General features: G+C 63.3%; 19 protein-coding genes. 12 read left to right on the plus strand and 7 right to left on the minus strand.

Annotated elements, in window-relative coordinates:
• Positions 1–76 precede the first annotated feature (76 nt).
• Both ACVC7O_RS10725 and ssb read right to left on the minus strand, forming a co-directional pair.
• Complete coding sequence (locus ACVC7O_RS10725) at positions 77–523, minus strand: GNAT family N-acetyltransferase (RefSeq protein ID WP_458322133.1); 447 nt, start codon at positions 521–523, stop codon at positions 77–79.
• Complete coding sequence (gene ssb / locus ACVC7O_RS10730; protein WP_458322134.1) at positions 507–992, minus strand: single-stranded DNA-binding protein; 486 nt, start codon at positions 990–992, stop codon at positions 507–509. Before ssb ends, ACVC7O_RS10725 begins: the two co-directional genes overlap by 17 nt.
• 190 nt (positions 993–1,182) lie before the next feature.
• Here ssb and ACVC7O_RS10735 point away from each other — a divergent pair, with 190 nt between their 5' ends.
• From ACVC7O_RS10735 to ACVC7O_RS10745, 3 genes are all read left to right on the plus strand, one after another.
• Positions 1,183–1,794, plus strand: coding sequence for a lytic transglycosylase domain-containing protein (locus ACVC7O_RS10735; protein WP_458326072.1), 612 nt, complete (start codon positions 1,183–1,185; stop codon positions 1,792–1,794).
• 133 nt (positions 1,795–1,927) lie between these two features.
• The gene (locus ACVC7O_RS10740) at positions 1,928–2,356 is read left to right on the plus strand and encodes a hypothetical protein (protein WP_458322135.1); all 429 of its coding nucleotides are present in this window, start codon (positions 1,928–1,930) and stop codon (positions 2,354–2,356) included.
• 248 nt (positions 2,357–2,604) lie between these two features.
• The gene (locus ACVC7O_RS10745; protein WP_458322136.1) at positions 2,605–3,114 is read left to right on the plus strand and encodes a hypothetical protein; all 510 of its coding nucleotides are present in this window, start codon (positions 2,605–2,607) and stop codon (positions 3,112–3,114) included.
• A 127-nt stretch (positions 3,115–3,241) separates the two neighbouring features.
• Here the strand turns inward: ACVC7O_RS10745 and ACVC7O_RS10750 are convergent, their stop codons facing one another.
• The 5 genes from ACVC7O_RS10750 to miaA form a co-directional block, all read right to left on the minus strand.
• Positions 3,242–5,332, minus strand: coding sequence for a dipeptide ABC transporter ATP-binding protein (locus ACVC7O_RS10750; RefSeq protein WP_458326073.1), 2,091 nt, complete (start codon positions 5,330–5,332; stop codon positions 3,242–3,244).
• Between the two features lie 93 nt (positions 5,333–5,425).
• Positions 5,426–6,643: an ABC transporter permease gene (locus ACVC7O_RS10755; protein ID WP_458322137.1), complete on the minus strand. Its 1,218-nt coding sequence runs from the start codon at positions 6,641–6,643 to the stop codon at positions 5,426–5,428.
• Positions 6,644–6,656: 13 nt separating this feature from the next.
• The gene (locus ACVC7O_RS10760) at positions 6,657–7,700 is read right to left on the minus strand and encodes an ABC transporter permease (protein WP_458322138.1); all 1,044 of its coding nucleotides are present in this window, start codon (positions 7,698–7,700) and stop codon (positions 6,657–6,659) included.
• Positions 7,701–7,902: 202 nt separating this feature from the next.
• Complete coding sequence (locus ACVC7O_RS10765; protein WP_458322139.1) at positions 7,903–8,709, minus strand: AraC family transcriptional regulator; 807 nt, start codon at positions 8,707–8,709, stop codon at positions 7,903–7,905.
• A 99-nt stretch (positions 8,710–8,808) separates the two neighbouring features.
• A complete protein-coding gene (gene miaA / locus ACVC7O_RS10770) occupies positions 8,809–9,696 on the minus strand; it encodes a tRNA (adenosine(37)-N6)-dimethylallyltransferase MiaA (protein ID WP_458322140.1) in 888 nt (295 codons plus the stop codon).
• Between the two features lie 93 nt (positions 9,697–9,789).
• On the opposite strand from miaA, the gene pyrH reads away from it, so the two are divergent.
• The 9 genes from pyrH (at position 9,790) to ACVC7O_RS10815 (ending at position 18,746) form a co-directional block, all read left to right on the plus strand.
• Complete coding sequence (gene pyrH / locus ACVC7O_RS10775; protein ID WP_458322141.1) at positions 9,790–10,518, plus strand: UMP kinase; 729 nt, start codon at positions 9,790–9,792, stop codon at positions 10,516–10,518.
• 144 nt (positions 10,519–10,662) lie between these two features.
• Positions 10,663–11,226: a ribosome recycling factor gene (frr, locus tag ACVC7O_RS10780; protein ID WP_458322142.1), complete on the plus strand. Its 564-nt coding sequence runs from the start codon at positions 10,663–10,665 to the stop codon at positions 11,224–11,226.
• Between the two features lie 140 nt (positions 11,227–11,366).
• Positions 11,367–12,107 (plus strand): polyprenyl diphosphate synthase, encoded by a 741-nt coding sequence (uppS, locus tag ACVC7O_RS10785; RefSeq protein WP_458322143.1) that lies wholly within the window; start codon positions 11,367–11,369, stop codon positions 12,105–12,107.
• A 67-nt stretch (positions 12,108–12,174) separates the two neighbouring features.
• Complete coding sequence (locus tag ACVC7O_RS10790; RefSeq protein ID WP_458326074.1) at positions 12,175–12,909, plus strand: phosphatidate cytidylyltransferase; 735 nt, start codon at positions 12,175–12,177, stop codon at positions 12,907–12,909.
• A gap of 2 nt (positions 12,910–12,911) precedes the next feature.
• Positions 12,912–14,084, plus strand: a complete 1,173-nt coding sequence (gene dxr, locus ACVC7O_RS10795; RefSeq protein ID WP_458322144.1) for a 1-deoxy-D-xylulose-5-phosphate reductoisomerase — start codon at positions 12,912–12,914, stop codon at positions 14,082–14,084.
• Between the two features lie 3 nt (positions 14,085–14,087).
• Positions 14,088–15,440: an RIP metalloprotease RseP gene (gene rseP, locus ACVC7O_RS10800; RefSeq protein ID WP_458322145.1), complete on the plus strand. Its 1,353-nt coding sequence runs from the start codon at positions 14,088–14,090 to the stop codon at positions 15,438–15,440.
• Between the two features lie 96 nt (positions 15,441–15,536).
• Entirely contained in the window at positions 15,537–15,668 is a 132-nt protein-coding gene (locus ACVC7O_RS10805) for a hypothetical protein (protein WP_458322146.1), read from the plus strand.
• A gap of 158 nt (positions 15,669–15,826) precedes the next feature.
• On the plus strand, positions 15,827–18,184 hold the full coding sequence (bamA, locus tag ACVC7O_RS10810; RefSeq protein ID WP_458322147.1) for an outer membrane protein assembly factor BamA: 2,358 nt from the start codon (positions 15,827–15,829) through the stop codon (positions 18,182–18,184).
• A gap of 4 nt (positions 18,185–18,188) precedes the next feature.
• A complete protein-coding gene (locus tag ACVC7O_RS10815) occupies positions 18,189–18,746 on the plus strand; it encodes an OmpH family outer membrane protein (protein WP_458322148.1) in 558 nt (185 codons plus the stop codon).
• The last annotated feature ends 21 nt before the right edge of the window (positions 18,747–18,767 follow it).

An 18,767-nucleotide genomic window follows, 5' to 3' on the forward strand; every position in this document is an offset into this window, starting at 1 on the left:
TACCCCCGGAAACGTCCTTCAGGTCGGACGATGCCCTTAGCGCTGTGGTGCGGACTTGGTAAAACAGCATGGAAGCCTAGTCCCAGCGCATCACCATGCCGTGCTTGTCTTCGCAATCGAACCCCAGCGCCTCGTAGAACCCGCGCGCCCCGCGCTTCTGGCCGGTGAGCAGCATGATCTTGTAGACTTTCTGCGCGCGGGCGTGGTCGATTGCGGATTGCATCACGCGCCGACCCACACCGCGCATGCGCCAATCTCCGGCGGTCGCGACGTTTTCGATGAGCGCATAGGGCCGCCCGTCCCAGGTGACATTGGGCAGGATGTGCAGCGTGACCATGCCGACCACCCTGTCACCCGATAGCGCGCCGTGGATCGTCGTGCCCGGATGCGCGAGCACGGCCATGACGTCATGGGCGCGGGCCGTCTTGGGGCCAACGGTCAATTCATTGTAGAGCGCCGTGAGCCCATCCGCGTCCTGCTGCGTCAACAGGCGGATGGTCAGGGCATCAGAAGGGGATTTCATCATCCAGATCGCGGGACGGGGCCGGGCTCGAGGAGCCGCCGCCATAGCTGTCACCGCCGCGGTCGTCATAGCCCATGGAGCCGCCACCGCCGCCGCCGCCCATGCTGCCGCCGCCATCCCGGCCGTCGAGCATCGTCAGCTCGGAACGGTAGGGGCGCAGCACAACTTCCGTGGAGTAGCGATCCTGCCCGGACTGGTCCTGCCACTTGCGGGTCTCGAGCTGGCCCTCGATATAGACCTTGGAGCCTTTGCGCAGATATTGCTCGGCCACCCGCGCCAGCGGTTCGGAGAAGATGGCCACCGAATGCCACTCGGTCTTTTCGCGCCGCTCGCCGGTGTTGCGGTCCTTCCAGGTCTCGGAGGTGGCAATGCGCAGGTTGCAGACCTTGCCGCCGTTCTGGAAGCTGCGCACCTCGGGGTCGCGCCCCAGATTGCCGATGAGAATTACCTTGTTCACAGAGCCGGCCATCGCGTCCCCCTTTGTTTCATGTGCTGTCGAGCGGCAGCGGAACCGCCTGGCGAATCCCGATCCGTACAATTTGACTCAACCTACACTGACCGCAAGGGGCTTACCACGTCCTTAAAACCCATGGTTGAACTGCATGTCAGATCGCGCAAAAGGCTGGAATGGCGCCGCAATTCGGGGTATCCCGCTGGGCATGGGTGATCGGGGTACATCACGGGGACACTGGCTGGGCAGCGCGCTGCTGATTGTGGCGTTTGCCGTGACCAGCGTGCCGGTGGCCGCACAGACCCTGTCGAGCAAGAGCCGCACCAAGCTCTTTGCCGCACAGAAGAAAATCCTCGATACCCGCGCCGCGAGCCAATACAACAGCTCGGTCCGTCTGAAGCCGCCCACCGTGTTTACGCCCAGCAAATGGGCAACGCCGGAGTATAGCGGCAAGTACCGCGGGCAGTATCTGCAGATGGCCAAGGACGCGGCGCGTAAGCATGGCATTCCGGAGAACCTGTTCCTGCGTCTGGTGCAGCAGGAATCGAACTGGAACCCGCGTGCAAAGTCGCACAAGGGTGCGCTGGGGCTGGCGCAGCTGATGCCGCAGACGGCGCGCAGCCTGCGGGTCGACCCGATGGATCCGCAGCAGAACCTCGAAGGTGGCGCGCGCTACCTCAAGGAGCAGTACCGCACCTTTGGCACCTGGCGGCTGGCGCTGGCCGCCTATAATGCGGGGCCGGGTGCGGTGAAGAAATACGGCGGTGTGCCCCCCTTCCGCGAAACGCAGAACTACGTGAAAGTGATCGGCGGCAGCTGATCCGACCGCAGATTTTTCCCACCAATTTGATTTAACACCCATTCTGGCCGCAAACCGGCCATGGGTTTCACAATCGCTCCCCCGGCCTGTCATAGTGCCGCCCGATTTTGCCCGCAGCTTGAGGCAAACAGAGATGGGGATCACGGCCATGGCGACAACCGGCTTTCACGCACGTATCGAACGGATCAACCGCGCGCATCAGGGCCTTGCGCCCGCGCGCGACAAGGCTCCGATCCGGGCGTTACGGTCACAACCGGTGCCGAAGACGATCCAACGCAAGGCGCAGCGGCGGCTGCGCATCTTTGACCACTTCCAGCCCATTGCCTTGGGCTCAGTGCTGGGCGCGATTGCGGCGGTGATGCTGACCGGGCTGACCTCGGAGAACTCGCCCTGGGGGCCGGGCACGGAGCTGAACGAGGTGATGTTCCTGCCGTCGCTCGGCGGTCTGGCCCTGGCACCGCTGTTGATGCTGGCCTCGCTGTTTCTGGCCAGCAAACGGCCCGGATTTGCGCTGTTTTCGCTCAGCTACCTGACCGGTTTGATCGTCACGATGATGATCTGAGCAAGTCTCAGAATTTTTCTTGACGGTGATCCGGCGCCTTTCCGCTGATGGCGGAGAGCAGCCTAACGCTCTGAAAAATATAAAGTAAGTTGAGGTGGTGGCGGTCAATCCCCGCCATCGTTGCGTCTGCATCGCGCCTCTTTTCCAAAGATCCCGGGAACCAATTCCGCCCGGCTTCGGTTCTGGCCATATCGCAGCGGTGCACATCGTACCGCATGCACTTGAAGGAACTGAAAGGAGCATTTCTGATGTTCGATTTTGTGAAAAAGACAACCGCCGCCGCCGCCGTGAGCTTTGCCGCATTGGCCGCCTCTGGGGCCATCGCCACCGCCGGTGTGCATGACATTGACGTGCAGGCGAAGATTGAAGCCCCGCAGGGAAGCAATGCGCTCGACCTCTACCCGACCATTGCCGAGGATCTGGAGCGCGCGCTGATCGAGCGGATCGATGCGCTAAGCAACGATCCCTCCGACCCGACCCTGACCGTGAAGATCAAGCGCGTGAGCCTGGACGATGACACCATCCTGCCGGACTCCGCTGAGTTCAACGAGCTGGAGGGCTTTCTGAGCTTCCAGGGTGGCAGCCGCGAGGTGGTCGAGACCATTCGCCTGTCGGCGCACACCGATGAGAGCGCTGTGCCCGCCGGTGCGGTGGTGATCCCTCCGAGCACCGATGACTTCTATAACGCGATGCTGACCACCTTTGCCGATCGCGTTGTCGAGATGCTGCCCGAAGAAGACATTAACACAGGTAGCTAACCCATTGAGGCGGCGGGCAGTCCCGCCGCCTTACCCCGTTGCACTGTGATGCCGCCGCCCCGTGGCACAAAGTGCTGGCGGCGCAGGTTTTCTTCCCCCCGCCCTGCGCCGCCACTTTCTTCCCGTTTTACTCCGCCGCGACGCCAACCTCGATCACAGGCTCCATTTCCGCGAGCTTGTCGTCACTGAGGTGGCACTTGATCTGGTGATTGCCTTGGAGCGTGCGTACAGGGGGCACTTCCTTTTCACACAACCCGCCCGGCACCTCCGACTTCCAGCGGCAGCGCGTCTGGAACGGGCAACCCGACGGTGGGTTCATCGCAGAGGGAATGTCGCCTTCCAGCACGATGTGCTTCTTGGTCACCGAGGTGTCGGCGATGGGCACAGCCGAAAGCAACGCTTCGGTATAGGGGTGATAGGGCGGTGCAAAGACCTGGTCGGTGGTGCCAAGCTCCACCACATGGCCGAGATACATCACCATGACCCGGTCGCTGAGATAGCGCACGATGGAGAGGTCGTGGGAGATAAAGAGCAACGTGGTCTTGTGCTCGCGCTGGATCTCCATCAGCAGGTCGGTCACTGCCGCTTGAACCGACACGTCGAGCGCCGAGACGGGCTCGTCCGCCACCACGATGCGCGCGTCGCCTGCAAAGGCACGGGCAATGCCGACGCGCTGTTTCTGCCCGCCCGAGAGCTGGCGTGGCATGCGGTCGGCAAAGGCGCGGGGCAGTTTCACCAGATCGAGCAGTTTTAGCATGCGCTCCTTGCGCTCTGCATCATTGGCGCCGATGCCGAAGATTTCCAGCGCGCGGATGATCTGGCGCCCCACGGTCATCGAGGGGTTGAGCGTGTCGAAGGGGTTCTGGAAGACCATCTGCACTTCGGAGACGGTCTTGGTGTCGCGCGCCTCGATGGGCGTGTCCTGGATCGGGCGGTTGCCGAGCAGAATCTCACCCTCGGTCGCCGTCTCCAACCCCATGAGCACCTTGGCAAAGGTGGACTTGCCACAGCCGGATTCGCCCACGATGGCGAGCGTCTCGCTTTCCCGCGCCTCGAAACTGAGCGTCTCGTTGGCCTTGACGACCTTCTTGTTGCCGCCCCCGAAGATCGCATTCGCCGCGACCTCGTAGTATTTCTTGAGGTTGTCCATCTTCAGGACCACATCGCCGACCTCGCCCTTGGTCTTCACGTCGCCAAGGTTGGGCGGCGCAGCCCAGTCAATCTCCTGGAACTTCAGACAGCGCGTCTCGTGCCGCGCGTCTGCATCGACCTGCGCCATGGGGATGAACCCCTGATCGCAGCGGCCTTCCTCGAAATAGTCGCAGCGCGGCCCGAAGTTGCAGCCCTTGGGCCGCTCATGCGGCAGGGGGAAGTTCCCCGGAATGGCCACCAGCGGGCGCGCGTTCTTGTCCGCACCGGGCAGGGGGATCGAGCGGAAGAGGGCCTGCGTGTAGGGATGCTGCATCTTGTCGAAGACATCCGCGATGGAGCCGCGCTCGACCGCCTCGCCGGAATACATCACGCAGATGCGGTCGCAGGTCTCGAGCACCAACCCGAGATTGTGCGAGATGAAGAGCATCGAGGTGCCGTACTTCTTGCCCAGATCCTTCACCAGCTCGACCACGGCGGCCTCGACCGTCACGTCCAGCGCGGTTGTGGGCTCATCGAGGATCAAGAGCGACGGCTCCGACATCAGCGCCATGGCGATCACGATGCGTTGCTGCTGCCCGCCCGAAAGCTGGTGCGGGAAGGAATTCAGCATGCGCTTGGGGTCGGGCAGCTTCACATCCGTGACCACTTGCAGGGCACGCGCGTAGGCGTCTTTCTCGGACATGCCCTGGTGGATCATCGGCACTTCCATCAGCTGCTTGCCGATCTTCATCGCCGGGTTCAGGGAGGCCATTGGCTCCTGATAGATCATCGCGATCTCACTGCCGCGAATGTCGCGCAGATCGTCCGGGCTCATCTCGCTCAGATCACGGCCCTTGAACTTGATCGACCCGCCAACGATGCGCCCGTTCTTGCCCAGATCCTGCATCACGCCCAAGGCGACGGTGGACTTGCCGCAGCCGCTCTCGCCCACCAGACCCACGGCCTCGCCCGGCGCCACCTTGACCGAGAAATCCATCACGGCGGGGATCTCCCGCAGCCGGGTGAAAAACGAAATCGACAGTTTGTTGATCTCGAGAATGGGCCCGTCATAGCTGTCTTTGACCATCATCGTCTCCGTCATCCGGGCGAGGGCCCAACCCCTTCACCCTTCCAGAAATACTCCGGGGGTCCGGGGGCTGGCCCCCGGTCCGCCCGTTCATCAATCGCGCAAGCTCTCCTCGCGCAGACCATCCGCCAGCAGATTGAGCCCCAGCACCAGCGTCAGCAGCGCCAGCGCCGGTGCAATCGCAGCATGCGGATAGAGCGCCAGCAACCGGCGGCCCGCATTGATCGTGCTGCCCCAGTCCGGGCTTTCGGATTCCAGCCCGAGGCCAAAGAAGCCGAGGGTGCCCAAAAGGATCGTCGTATAGCCAATCCGCAAGCAGAAATCGACGATCAGCGGCCCGCGCGCGTTGGGCAGGATCTCCCAGAGCATGATGTACCAGGGCCCTTCACCACGGGTTTGAGCGGCGGCCACATAGTCGCGTGTCTTGATGTCGAGCGCCAAGCCCCGCACGATCCGGAAGACCGTGGGCGAGTTCACGAAGACCACCGAGACAAACACCACCAGAATGCCCGGATCGATGTCGAAGAGATCGAGGAAGGGGGGCAGGCCGGGGATCGCATAGGTGGGTGTTGCCACCACCGAGCCGTCGGTCGAGACCAGCGAGAGGTAAATCCAGCCCAGCCCCCCGAGCACCGCAATCAGCAGCGGCGTGCGTACCGACGGCTGCGTGTAATAGCGCGAGTTCAACAGGATGCAGACAAAGATCAGCGGGAAGACAAAAAGGAACAGCGCCATATAGTTCGGAATGCCGGTCAACACGATCTCCGGCGTCACCAGCAGGTAGAACAGCAGGATCACAGGGAAGGCGAGGATCAGGTTCGCCAGGAACGACAGGATCGTGTCGAGACGTCCGCCATAATAGCCTGCGGGCAGGCCCAGCGTGATGCCGACCATGAAGGCAAAGAGCGTGGCGACAGGTGCGATCTGCACCACCACCCAGGCGCCCTTGATCAATCGGCTGAACACATCGCGGGCGAGGTTGTCGCCGCCCAGCAAGAACCAGGCGTATTCGCCTTCTTCAGCCCCGCGCATCGGCGTGCCGGGCGCCTTGTTCTTCATGCCCGAGACCTGGCTCAGCGGGTCGTGGGTGACCAGCATATCGAGCGGGCCGCCGTAGACGCCGACAAAGACCCAGAACATAACAAGACCAAAGCCGATCATGCCCACGGTGCTGTCAAAGAGCTTGCCGTAAAGGCCGAGGCGGCGCTTGTAGGTGATCGAGACCACGAAGAGCACGATCAGCGAGATCCAGACCGGACCGAGCTGCAGGAACATGCGGGCGAGGATGCTGCCCCAGGAAAGTTCTTCCATGACCAGCCCTCCCTTACGCGATCCGGATACGTGGGTTGAGGTAGACATAGCCGATATCGGATATCAGCTGGGTCACCAGCACCACGATCACTGAGACAACCGAAACCGCGAGCAGCAGTTCGATGTCATTGTTGGACGCCGCCTGCACCAGCAGCCAGCCGAAGCCCTTGTAGTTAAAGAGCGTCTCGACGATGACCACACCGTTCAGCAGCCATGGGAACTGCAGCATGATCACCGTGAAGGGGGCGATCAGCGCGTTCCGCAGCGCGTGTTTCAGCACGATGTCGGAGAACTTCACGCCCTTAAGCCGGGCGGTGCGGATGTATTGCGCGGTCATCACCTCGGTCATCGAGGCCCGAGTCATTCGGGCGATATAGCCCATGCCGTAGAGCGCGATGGTGATGACCGGCAGGGTGAAGTTCTCAAAGGTGACGTTCTCCATGGCGCTGGTCGCCGATCCCTTGAACCACTTCAATCCCACCGCGGAAGAGGCGAAGATTGCAATGAAAATCACCCCCGAAACATATTCGGGGGTGGCGGTTGAGGCGATGGAGAAGGTGGAGAGCGAGCGGTCGAGCTTGGAGCCCTCGCGCATGCCCGCCAGGACGCCGACGATCAGCGCCATGGGCACCATCACCAGCATCACGAAGAGCATCAGCTTCCCCGTGAGCCCCAGCCGGGTGGCGACAATCGAGCCGACCTCATCCTTGAAGACAGTGGAAAAGCCCCAGTCGCCCTGCAGCACGCCGCAAAAGCTGCGCCGCTCCTCCTCGGGCGTGCCCGCGTTGAAGCATTTGCCGGTGATCTCGCCCTCGGCCTCGTGGGTCCAGCCGGGCAGCACGCCCAACCATTGGCCGAATTTGACCGGCATCGGCTGCAGATAGCCATTCTTGTCGAGGTAACTGGCGACGGCCTCATCCGACATCCGGAAATTGCCCTGGGTCTTGGCGAGCTTTTCCAGATTCGGGTAGAGATTCGTCAGCCAGAAGACGATGAACGTCAGGCACAGCGCCGTCAGTATCATGACGCCCAGGCGTCTGAGTATGAATAGTCCCATTGGTCCCCGTTGTCAGGCTGGGCCCGTTGGTCGTGCCCGGTTTTCGGCCGCGATTTTCTGCGGTCAGTTTATCTTGTGAATCTATGAGGCATGAGTTGGGGGGAGGCGTCAATGGAAGCTTGCGCCGGAAACTTGCACATTTGCGACATCATTGGCGTCGCAAACCGATGCTGCAGTTGCGACATGCGGTGACGCGCCCGGATCAGGCCGCCTTGAGCGTGGTCGCGGAGGCCTTGCGCAGGGCCGTGGGCGTGGCCTTGGTGTGCTGCTGCATGAAGCGGGTGAAATAGGCCGCACTGCCAAAGCCGAGGTGCCGGGCGATGTCCTGCGCGGGCACATCCGTTTCGGCCAGCAGGCAGCGCGCCTCGTGCAGCACCCGTTCGGTGAGCAGTTCGGCGGCGGTCTTGCCGGTGGCGGCCTTGCAGGCGCGCGACAGATGCGTCGGCGTCACTCCGAGCGCTGCTGCGTGATCCGACATGGTCATGGGCGCGGCGAAATGCGCATTGATATGCGCGCAATAGGCGCCGCAGAGCCGGGCGGCTGCGTTGCGCCGTTTGGGCGCGTGCTCTTCGAGCGCCAACTGGCGCTGGACCCAGACCGAGATCAGCGCGCCGAAGGCATCCATCGATTGCGTGCAGAGCGGGCGCCCGCTGGCCTGTTCGCGGCTGGCCGCTTCGATCAGCCCGTTGAGTTCATTCATTGCGCCCGCATCGCGGATGCGCAGCAGGCGCGGGATCTGCGGCATCAGCAGGTCGGTCTCGCCCGGGATCATGACCACCTGGCCGATGGCCTGGCGCCCGAGCTCGAGCGCGAAGAGGTGGCAGGCGGGGATGATCAGCGCGTTGTGGGTGCCGACGCCGCGGCGCTGGCCGTCCATCAGCACGCGGCCCTGGCCACGGGTCACCCAGATCAGCAGATGGTCGGAGCGGTCATGCGGTAGCGCGAGGCGCCAATCCTGACCCTGGCTCAGCTGTGATAGCGATAATATCGTTGGTCGGTTCGATGACATCGGCAGCCCCCGTTTCGATCGACGGTATTTTAGATAAATTACCGTAATCTTAACGCCAGAGCAGGTCACGGAGGCTGCGCCCCATGGGCAGAATCCGGCCTATTCGGGCGCGACGGGCTGCCAGCGCGCCATCTTCGAGCGAAACCAGGTGCGCTGGCGTTTTGCGAACTGGCGGGTCGCGATGATGGCGCGGTCGCGGGCCTCGTCCAGTGTGATTTCGCCGCGCAGATGCGCGATGAGTTCGGGCGCGCCAATGGCCCGGTGGGCAGGTAGGTTTGGATCATAGTCCGGCAGCACCGCGCGGGCCTCGTTAAGCGCCCCTTGGGCGAGCATCTGGTCGAACCGCCGCGCGATGCGATCGAGCAGCCAGTCTTTCGGGACATCAAACACAAGGGGTTCGGCGGCGGTCTCGGGTAGGGCGGGGGCGGCAGTCTCGGCCTGCCAGCTGCGCAAGCTGCGGCCGGTCGCGCGCTGGACCTCCCAGGCGCGCTGGACCCGGGCGCGGTTGGCGGTGTCGATCTGGGCCGTCGTTTCGGTGTCGAGATCCGCGAGCATTGCCTCCCGTGACAGCGCGTCGGCCTCGGCGCGGATTTCGGGTGGCGTGGCGGGAATATCGGCCAGACCTTGGGTGAGCGCGGTGAAGTAGAGCCCGGTGCCGCCGACGATGATGGGCCGGGCGCCTTCCAGCAGCGGAACAACCTCGCGCAGCCAGTGACCGGCGGAGTAGGGCGCATCGGCCGCGATGTGGCCATAGAGGTAATGCGGTGCGCGCGCGATCTCCTCGTCCGAGGGCCGGGCAGTGACGATGCGCCAGCAGTCGTAGACCTGGCTCGCGTCCGCATTCACGATCACGCCGCCATGCTGCGCGGCGATCTCAAGCGCCAGCGCGGATTTGCCCGATGCGGTGGGTCCGGCGATCAGCACGGGCCGTTCGCGCGATAGCCCCGCGATCAGGCGCTCCGTACCAGTCATCGGGCCTGCGGCCATTTTCTTGCCATCCTGCGCGGGGGTGCATTGAAGTCCGCCTGCTTTTCCGACATTTTGCGCGCGAACAAAACCCCACATAGCAGGAGCCGCTTCATGTCCGACGCCGAGCCGCAGGCCAAATTCAAACGGGTGATGCTGAAAATCTCGGGTGAGGCGCTGATGGGGGATCAGGGGTTCGGGCTGAACCCGCCGACGGTGGAGCGGATCGCCAAGGAAGTGCAATCGGTGCATGAGCTGGGCGTCGAGATCTGCATGGTGATCGGTGGCGGCAACATCTTTCGCGGGCTGCAGGGCTCCGCACAGGGGATGGAGCGGACCACGGCGGATTATATGGGGATGCTGGCCACGGTGATGAATGCGCTGGCGATGCAATCGGCGCTGGAGGGCTTGGGCATCCATACGCGGGTCATTTCCGCCATCACCATGAACGAGGTGGCGGAGCCCTATATTCGCCGCCGTGCGGTGCGGCACCTGGAGAAGAAGCGGGTCTGCATCTTTGCCGCCGGGACGGGCAACCCCTATTTCACCACCGATACGGCGGCGACCCTGCGCGCCAACGAGATGTCGTGCCAGGCGATCTTCAAGGGCACGAAGGTCGACGGGGTTTACGACAAGGACCCGGCCAAGCACGCAGACGCAAAACGCTTTGAGCAGGTCAGCTATGACGATGTGCTGGCCAAGCGGCTGGGGGTGATGGATGCCTCTGCCATCGCGCTCGCGCGGGACAACAACCTGCCGATCATCGTCTTTTCGCTCGACGAGCCCGGCGGCTTCCGCGGCATTCTGGCGGGCGAGGGCACCTATACGCGGGTGCAGGGCTGACCGACAAAGGCGCGGAGTGCGGTGACACAAATGCTCCGCAACTCCTTCTGGCCTTTCGACAGTTTCCTGATTTATACACGTGCGCAAACGTGACGGCCCGCGCTGAGGTGGGGGCCCGGCAAAAGACTTGTGGCAGGAAGAATTATGTCTGACGATTTTATGCTGGATACCGACGATCTGGAGCGGCGTATGGATGGGGCCATGGCCAATCTGCGCACCGAGTTCGCAAGCTTGCGCACCGGCCGCGCCTCGGCCTCGATGCTGGAGCCGGTGATGGTGGATGCCTATGGCTCGATGACCCCGATCAACCAGGTGGGCACCGTGAACGTGCCCGAGCCGCGCATGGTCACCATCAATGTCTGGGACAAGGGCCTGGTGGGCAAGGTGGAGAAGGCGATCCGCGAAAGCGGCCTTGGCATCAACCCGCAGCTCAATGGCACCATCATCATGCTGCCCATTCCGGAGCTGAACGAGGAGCGGCGGCGCGAGCTGACCAAGGTCGCGGGCCAATATGCGGAGAATGCACGGGTGTCGGTGCGCAACATCCGGCGCGACGGGATGGATCAGATCAAGAAGGCCAAGGGTGACGGGATGTCGGAGGACGACCAGAAGCTCTGGGAGGGAGAAGTGCAGGAGATCACAGACCGCTATATCAAATCGGTGGATGATCTGCTCGAGACCAAACAAGGCGAGATCATGCAGGTCTGATCGCATTTGCGAGGACCTCGACGCGATCCCTGATGCGATACATGCGCGTCAACAAACTCTGGTAGAGCGCCCGGGAGCGGGCGCATCTTCCCCCCTCGGAGCCGCCTGACGGTCAGGCGCGCACCCCACAGGAGACCATTATGGCGGGCATGCCCCAACCCCAAGTCGACCTGATCCCGGGATGTCCGCGTCATGTGGCGATCATCATGGATGGCAATGGCCGCTGGGCCACACAGCGCGGGCGGCCCCGGCTCTATGGTCATCATGCTGGCGCGCGGCGCGTGCGTGAGATTGTCGAGTGCTGTCCGCAGATCGGTGTCGATTACCTGACGATCTTCGCCTTCTCGACCGAGAACTGGAAGCGCACGCAGGTCGAAGTTGCGGGGCTGATGAGCCTTTTTCGGCGCTATATTATCAAGGAAACGCGGGCGCTGGTGGAATCGGGCGTGCGGGTGCGGTTCATCGGAGACCGGGTGCGGCTCGACAAGAAGCTGATCGAGATGATGAGCGATCTTGAGACCGCCACGCAGCAGAACACGCGGGTGCATCTGACCATCGCCATCAACTATGGCGGGCGGGACGAGGTGGCGCGGGCCACCAAGCGGCTGGCGGCGGATGTGGCCGAGGGCAAGCTCAACCCCGATGACGTGGATGAGGAAACGCTGCCGCGTTATCTCGACACCCATGTGTTGCCGGACCCGGATCTGGTGATCCGCACCAGCGGAGAGGCGCGGATTTCGAACTTTCTGCTCTGGCAGTCGGCCTATTCCGAATATGAGTTCATTGACACGCTCTGGCCCGATTTCACCCGGGATGAATTCCAGCACCTTTGCGCGGCCTTCGGCGGCCGCGATCGCCGCTATGGCGGCGTGAAAGGGTAAGCGGCGCGTGGCCGAGGTGGGGGAGAAGTGGTCGGACCTGGCGACGCGCATGGGTTCGGGCGCGGCCATGGTGGTGCTGGGCCTTGCAGGGGTTTGGGCCGGGGGGCATGTCTTTCACGTGATGGTGGCCGCGATCTGCGGGATCATGGTCTGGGAACTGGCTGCGATGATTCGCGCCCCGGCCAACGCGCCGCTGCAGCTCGGGGCGCTGGCTGGCGCTGCGCTTTTACTTGCGAGCTATCTGCCTGCGGGCTTTGCGCTGCCGATCCTGCTCGCGTCGGCGCTGGTCGGGTTTGGCCAGCTCAGCCAGTTCCGCACGATCTACATGGTGTTCACGGTGATGGTGCTGCTCGCCGGGTTCGGCATGATGGCGGTGCGCGACACGCTGGGTTTCAACTGGATGCTCTGGATGGTGCTCGTGGTGGTGGCGACCGATGTGGTGGGCTATTTCGCCGGGCGCATGATCGGTGGGCCGAAGTTCTGGCCGCGCGTGAGCCCCAAGAAAACCTGGGCCGGCACCGGGTTTGGCTGGGTTGGTGCCGCCATCGTCGGTGCGTTTTTCATGGCCAACACCGGCGCCGGGCCGCAGCTCATCGGGATTTCGGTGGCTGTTTCGATGGCCAGCCAGATGGGCGACATCGCGGAGAGCGCGATCAAACGGCGGGTTGGTGTGAAGGACAGCTCGAACCTCATTCCCGGCCACGGCGGGCTGCTCGACCGGTTTGACGGGATGCTGGGCGCGGCGATCTTCCTGCTGATCATCGGGGGGCCGCTCATCGGCTCCACCGTCATGCTGCGATAGCCATGCGCCGGGTCAGCATCTTCGGCGCCACCGGCTCCATCGGTCAGAACACCATCGATTTGATTGCGCGCGCGCCGGACGATTATCAGGTCGTGGCCCTGACGGGCGCCAGTAACATCGCGCAGCTGGCGACGGATGCGCGGCGGCTGAAAGCCGAGATCGCCGTGACCGCGCAGGATCATTTGCTCGAAGATCTGCGCGCGGCCCTGGAGGGCAGCGGTATCAAGGCCGCAGCAGGCACGGCGGCAATTGCCGAAGCGGCCAGCCGCCCGGCGGACTGGGTGATGTCGGCGATCGTGGGCGCGGCAGGGCTGGCCCCGGGGCTTGCAGCACTGGAACAAGGCAGCACGCTGGCGCTGGCCAATAAGGAATCGCTTGTCTGTGCAGGGCAGCTGATGCTCTCGACGGCCAAGGCGCAGGGCGCGCGGCTCTTGCCGGTGGACAGCGAGCATTCGGCGGTCTTTCAGGCGCTGGTTGGTGAAGATATGGCCGCGGTGGAGCGGGTGATCATCACCGCCAGCGGTGGCGCGTTCCGCGACTGGCCCATCGAGGACCTGGCAAAAGCCACGCTGGCCGAAGCTTCCAACCATCCGAACTGGGACATGGGCCAGCGGATCACCATCGATTCCGCATCCATGTTTAACAAGGCGATGGAACTGATTGAAACACGTGAGTTTTTTGGCGTCGCGCCCGCGCAGATTGAGGTGCTGGTGCATCCCGAATCCATGATCCACGCCATGGTCGGATTCCGTGACGGCGCACTGATGGCGCATGTGGGCCCGCCGGACATGCGCCACGCCATCGGCTATGCGTTACACTGGCCCGAGCGGCGCGATCTGCCGGTGGAGCGGCTCGACCTGGCGCAGATCGGCCAGCTCAGTTTTCGTGCGCCCTGCGAGACGCGCTGGCCCGCGTTGCGGCTGGCGCGCGAGGTGATGGAGACCGGCGGCTTGGCCGGTGCGGTCTTCAATGCGGCCAAGGAAAGCGCGCTCGATGCCTTCATCGCTGAAGAGATCGGCTTTAACGAGATGGCCATCATTGTCGAAGAGGTTCTGACGCAGATGTCAGCGACACCCGGTCATATTGATGCCACCATGACCCTTGATAACGTGGCCGAAGTCGACCATGTGGCACGACAGACGGCGCGTGCGGTCATTCACAGCAGAGCAGGGTAGATCTTGGATATTTTCGCGTTGATCCCGCAGTTTGGCGGGTTGGTCTGGACCATCGCGGCCTTTGTGCTGGCGCTCTCGGTGATCGTGGCGATCCATGAGTATGGCCATTACATCGTTGGCCGGTGGTCGGGCATCCACGCGGATGTCTTCTCGGTTGGCTTCGGCCCGGTGCTCTGGTCGCGGGTGGATCGGCGCGGCACGCAGTGGCAGATCGCAGCTCTGCCGTTCGGCGGCTACGTGAAGTTCGCGGGCGATGCGAATGCCGCCTCGGGCAAGGATGAAGAGGCGATGGCCGAGGCGGAAGCGGACCCTGAGCGCCTCCGGGCGACGATGCATGGGGCGCCGCTCTGGGCCCGGGCGGCCACTGTTGCGGCAGGGCCAATCTTCAATTTCGTGCTGTCCATCATTGTGTTTGCCGCGGTGGTGGCGACCAGCGGCGTGTCGCGCGACCCGTTGACAGTGGGCGAGTTGCGGGCGTTGCCGGTGGCGGACCGCGGGCTCGAAGTTGGCGACGAGGTGATCGGCGTGAACGGCGCCACCATCCCGAGCGCAGAGGATGCAGAGGCCTATTCCGCTTTTATCGAAGCGCTGCCGCAGGAGCCGATGCTTGATTATCTGATCCGGCGCGATGGCGATGAGGCTGTGGTGCCGGGGGCGTATCTGCTGCCGCCGCTTGTCTCGGCGGTGAGCCCGCAGAGTGCGGCCATGGGCGCGGGTCTGGAAGTGGATGATGTGATCATCGCGGTGGATGGCGACCCGATCTTCGCCTTTGACCAGTTGAAAGAGCGCGTGGAGGGGGGCAATGGCGCGCCACTGGCGCTGCGCGTCTGGCGCGGCGGCGACGAGATTGACGTGACGCTGACCCCCAAACGGGTCGATGAGCCGCAGCCGGGCGGCGGGTTTGCCACCCATTGGCGGATCGGCATTGCAGGCGGTCTGGCCTTTGAGCCCGCGACGGAAACGCCGGGCATCGGCGAGGCGCTGGCCAGCGGTGTGCGCCAGACCGGGCGGATCATCGAAGGCTCGCTGAGCGGGTTGGGTCATATGATCACCGGTGCAATCAGCACCTGTAATCTGAGCGGCCCGATTGGCATCGCACAGACCTCAGGGGCGATGGCCAGCCAAGGCGCGCAGTCTTTCATCTGGTTCATCGCGGTGCTGAGCACGGCGGTGGGACTGCTCAATCTCTTCCCGGTGCCGGCGCTCGATGGCGGGCACCTAGTGTTCTACGCCTATGAGGCGGTGGCGGGCAAACCGCCCAGCGACCGGGCGCTGCGGGTGTTGATGAGCATCGGTCTCGCGACGGTGCTGACGCTGATGATCTTCGCGCTGGCCAACGATATCTTCTGTCCCTGACCGAGAGCGCGGGCAATTGCCCAAGTTTTGCCACATTTGATCCAACTGAGGCCGCAATTCGCCGGTACGTAGGAGGTATCGAAACGGAGAAACGCAATGCGAGCGATTCACAACAGCTATCGTGGCCTGAGCCTTCTGATGGATCTCAACTGGGATCGTGTGCTCTATCTGGGCATGATCACGCTGTCGCTCTGCGCTGGTGCATGGATCAGCGCCGCCTTCGGCTGATCAGGGTTTCGACCTTCACATTGCGCGTCGCCGGGCCGGGATGTTTCGGCACAAAAGCGCGCATGTAGTGATCTGACACTTTCTGACCACATGGTTTTGACAAGACGTGCCTTTGCCGGTACTCAGATGGTCATAAATCTCTGAGGACGGGGCAGGTCATGAACTGGGGTTATCGGGGCAGAAGCCCGCGCGCTTTCGGGCGCAGCATTTCCGTAAAGGGCATGCTGCGCGGCTTTGCGTTTTTTCTGGCATTTTCAGCACTTTGGATCGCGCAGCAAACGCCGGTTCAGGCGCAGCAATTCACGCTCAGCAACATCACGGTGGACGGTAACCTGCGGGTTGGCGATGCGGCGATCCTGACACGGGCCGGAATCGCGCCCGGGCAGACGGTGAGCGCAGCCGAGCTGAACGCGGCCCTGCAGCGGCTGGTGGAATCCGGGCTTTTCGAGGATGTGGATTTTGCGCCCAGCGGCACTAGCCTGCGCATCACCGTTGTCGAATTTCCGACGATCAACCGCATCAGTTTCGAAGGCAACCGGCGCATTGATGACGACGCGCTGGCGGCTGCGATCAACTCGAACGAGCGGCGCGTCTTCAACCCCGCGCAGGCGGAGCGGGACGCCGAGCTCATCGCCGATGCCTATGCCATTGAAGGGCGGCTTTCGGCGAGGGTGACGCCCACGATCATCCGCCGCTCTGACAACCGCGTTGATCTGGTCTTCGAGATTTTCGAAGGTGACAACATCGAAATCGAGCGGCTGAGTTTTGTGGGCAACCGCGAATTCTCGGACCGGCGGTTGCGCCGGGTGCTCGACACCAAACAAGCCGGGTTCTTCCGGGCGTTCGTCCGGGCGGACTCGCTCATTGAAGACCGCATCGAGTTTGACCGCCAGTTGCTGCGCGACTTCTACCTGTCGCGGGGGTACATCGATTTTCGCGTGAATTCGGTGAACGCACAGCTGACCGAAGAGCGTGATGGCTATTTCCTAGTGTTCAACGTGCAGGAAGGCCAGCGCTTCCGCTTTGGCGAGATCACGGTGACAAGCAATGTGCCAGGTGCGGATTCGGACGTGTATCTGGACATCGCGAAGATCAGACCCGGCGTGATCTATTCCCCGACGCTGATCGAAAACGACATCGCCCGGATGGAGCGGCAGGCGCTGCGCGACGGTGTGGATTTCCTGCGGGTTGAGCCTCGGGTGACGCGAGATGACCGCAACCTGGCTCTCAACATCGAATATGTGCTGACCCGCGGCCCGCGCGTCTTTGTCGAGCGGATCGATATCGAGGGCAATACCACCACGCTCGACCAGGTGATCCGGCGGCAATTCCGCAGCGTCGAGGGTGACCCCTTCAACCCGCGCGAAATCCGTGAAGCGGCGGAGCGTATTCGTGCGCTGGGGTATTTCGAGACGGCGGAAGTGAACGCCCGCGAAGGCTCGACCCCGGATCAGGTGGTCGTGGATGTGGACGTGGAAGAGGCGCCGACCGGCTCCTTCAGCTTCGGTGCGTCCTTTTCGAACAACGATGGTCTGGGCTTTGCGATCCGCTTTGCGGAAGAGAACTTCCTGGGCCGGGGCCAGCGGCTGAGCATCAGCGTGTCGACGGCGGAGGATTCCGAACGTTACGGCATCAACTTCCAGGAGCCTGCGTTCCTGGGCCGTGATTTGACCTTTGGCCTGCGCGCCGATCTGGCAAACACCGACAGTTCCTTCACGACCTATGACACCGAGCGCATTCTGCTGCAGCCGTCGCTGACCTTCCCCGTCGGGGACAACACGCGCCTGCAGCTGCGGTACACCATCGAGCAATCGGAGATGACGGCGCGCGAAACGCCCGAGAACGGCGTGGTGATCGGCAACGAGATCGCGGTGGGCGAGCAGACCAGCAGCTCCATCGGGTATGAGTTCACTTATGACACGCGCATTGGCGGGCTTGATCCGAACTCCGGCTACCTGCTGCAATTCTCGCAGGACTTCGCAGGTCTGGGTGGCGATACGCAGTACATCCAGACGGTGGCGCGGGCGATCGGTGAGACGCGTGTCTTCAACGAAGAGGTGACCTTGCGCGCCTCGCTGGAAGGCGGCGCACTGACCTGGAGCGACGGGACCAACCGCGCGGTCGACCGCTTCCTCAACAACACCAATATCATCCGCGGCTTCGAGCCCGGTGGTATCGGGCCACGTGACCTCTCGGTGAGCGGGGAGGACCCGCTGGGCGGCAACCTCTATGTGGCAGCACGGTTCGAAGCGGAGTTTCCGCTGGGTCTGCCCGAGGAGTATGGGATCACCGGCGGTCTGTTCTATGATGTCGGCAACTTCTGGGATCTGAGCGATGTGAACACCACCGGCGGCACGATTGTCGGCGAGGGGGGATCGTTCCGGCATGTGATCGGCTTTGCGATCCTTTGGGACACGCCCGTCGGCCCGCTGCGGTTCAACTTCACGGATGCGATTCGAAAAGAGGACTTCGACCGCGATCAGACCTTCGAGTTGACGCTGAGCACGACCTTCTGAGCCGGTGAGACGGCTCGCCGCCAGCCTCGCGCTTGTTCTCGCAGCCTGGCTTGTGCCGGGGGAGGCGGGCGCGCAGCAACAGCGGATCGGGCCGGTTCAGAGCCCGATCCTGACCATCGATTCCGACAGGCTGTTTTCCGACAGTGACTTCGGCCAGCAGACCGTCGCGGAGTTCGAAGCGCGGGGCGCCGAGCTTGCAGCCGAGAACCGGCGCATCGAAGACGAGCTCGAAGCCGAGGAGCAGGCGCTGACCGAACAGCGCGCGACGATGGAGGCGGGCGAGTTCCGCGTCCTGGCGGATGCCTTCGATGAAAAGGTGCAGAGCACACGGCGCACGCAGGATGCCAAGACCCGCTCGCTCAGCCAGGATTTCGAGAAGCGGCGCAATGTCTTTCTCAATGCCGCCGCCCCGGTGCTCGAAGGGTTGATGCGCGAGGCGGGGGCCGTTGTGATCATGGACAAGCGCGCGCTCTTTCTCAGCTCCAACGCGATCGACATCACCGATATCGCCACCGAGCGGCTGAATGCGGTGCTGGGCGATGGGACCGAACCGCTGGAATAGCGTGCAGTCGCCAAGCTTGCT

The organism is Roseobacter cerffii (assembly GCF_054226325.1).

Excerpts from the sequence above, each read along its gene's own strand:
- ACVC7O_RS10725 (WP_458322133.1), bottom strand. The coding sequence starts at position 523 with ATGAAATCCCCTTCTGATGCCCTGACCATCCGCCTGTTGACGCAGCAG.
- ssb (WP_458322134.1), bottom strand. The coding sequence starts at position 992 with ATGGCCGGCTCTGTGAACAAGGTAATTCTCATCGGCAATCTGGGGCGC.
- ACVC7O_RS10735 (WP_458326072.1), top strand. The coding sequence starts at position 1,183 with ATGGGTGATCGGGGTACATCACGGGGACACTGGCTGGGCAGCGCGCTG.
- ACVC7O_RS10740 (WP_458322135.1), top strand. The coding sequence starts at position 1,928 with ATGGGGATCACGGCCATGGCGACAACCGGCTTTCACGCACGTATCGAA.
- ACVC7O_RS10745 (WP_458322136.1), top strand. The coding sequence starts at position 2,605 with ATGTTCGATTTTGTGAAAAAGACAACCGCCGCCGCCGCCGTGAGCTTT.
- ACVC7O_RS10750 (WP_458326073.1), bottom strand. The coding sequence starts at position 5,332 with ATGGTCAAAGACAGCTATGACGGGCCCATTCTCGAGATCAACAAACTG.
- ACVC7O_RS10755 (WP_458322137.1), bottom strand. The coding sequence starts at position 6,643 with ATGGAAGAACTTTCCTGGGGCAGCATCCTCGCCCGCATGTTCCTGCAG.
- ACVC7O_RS10760 (WP_458322138.1), bottom strand. The coding sequence starts at position 7,700 with ATGGGACTATTCATACTCAGACGCCTGGGCGTCATGATACTGACGGCG.
- ACVC7O_RS10765 (WP_458322139.1), bottom strand. The coding sequence starts at position 8,709 with ATGTCATCGAACCGACCAACGATATTATCGCTATCACAGCTGAGCCAG.
- miaA (WP_458322140.1), bottom strand. The coding sequence starts at position 9,696 with ATGGCCGCAGGCCCGATGACTGGTACGGAGCGCCTGATCGCGGGGCTA.
- pyrH (WP_458322141.1), top strand. The coding sequence starts at position 9,790 with ATGTCCGACGCCGAGCCGCAGGCCAAATTCAAACGGGTGATGCTGAAA.
- frr (WP_458322142.1), top strand. The coding sequence starts at position 10,663 with ATGTCTGACGATTTTATGCTGGATACCGACGATCTGGAGCGGCGTATG.
- uppS (WP_458322143.1), top strand. The coding sequence starts at position 11,367 with ATGGCGGGCATGCCCCAACCCCAAGTCGACCTGATCCCGGGATGTCCG.
- ACVC7O_RS10790 (WP_458326074.1), top strand. The coding sequence starts at position 12,175 with ATGGTGGTGCTGGGCCTTGCAGGGGTTTGGGCCGGGGGGCATGTCTTT.
- dxr (WP_458322144.1), top strand. The coding sequence starts at position 12,912 with ATGCGCCGGGTCAGCATCTTCGGCGCCACCGGCTCCATCGGTCAGAAC.
- ACVC7O_RS10805 (WP_458322146.1), top strand. The coding sequence starts at position 15,537 with ATGCGAGCGATTCACAACAGCTATCGTGGCCTGAGCCTTCTGATGGAT.
- bamA (WP_458322147.1), top strand. The coding sequence starts at position 15,827 with ATGAACTGGGGTTATCGGGGCAGAAGCCCGCGCGCTTTCGGGCGCAGC.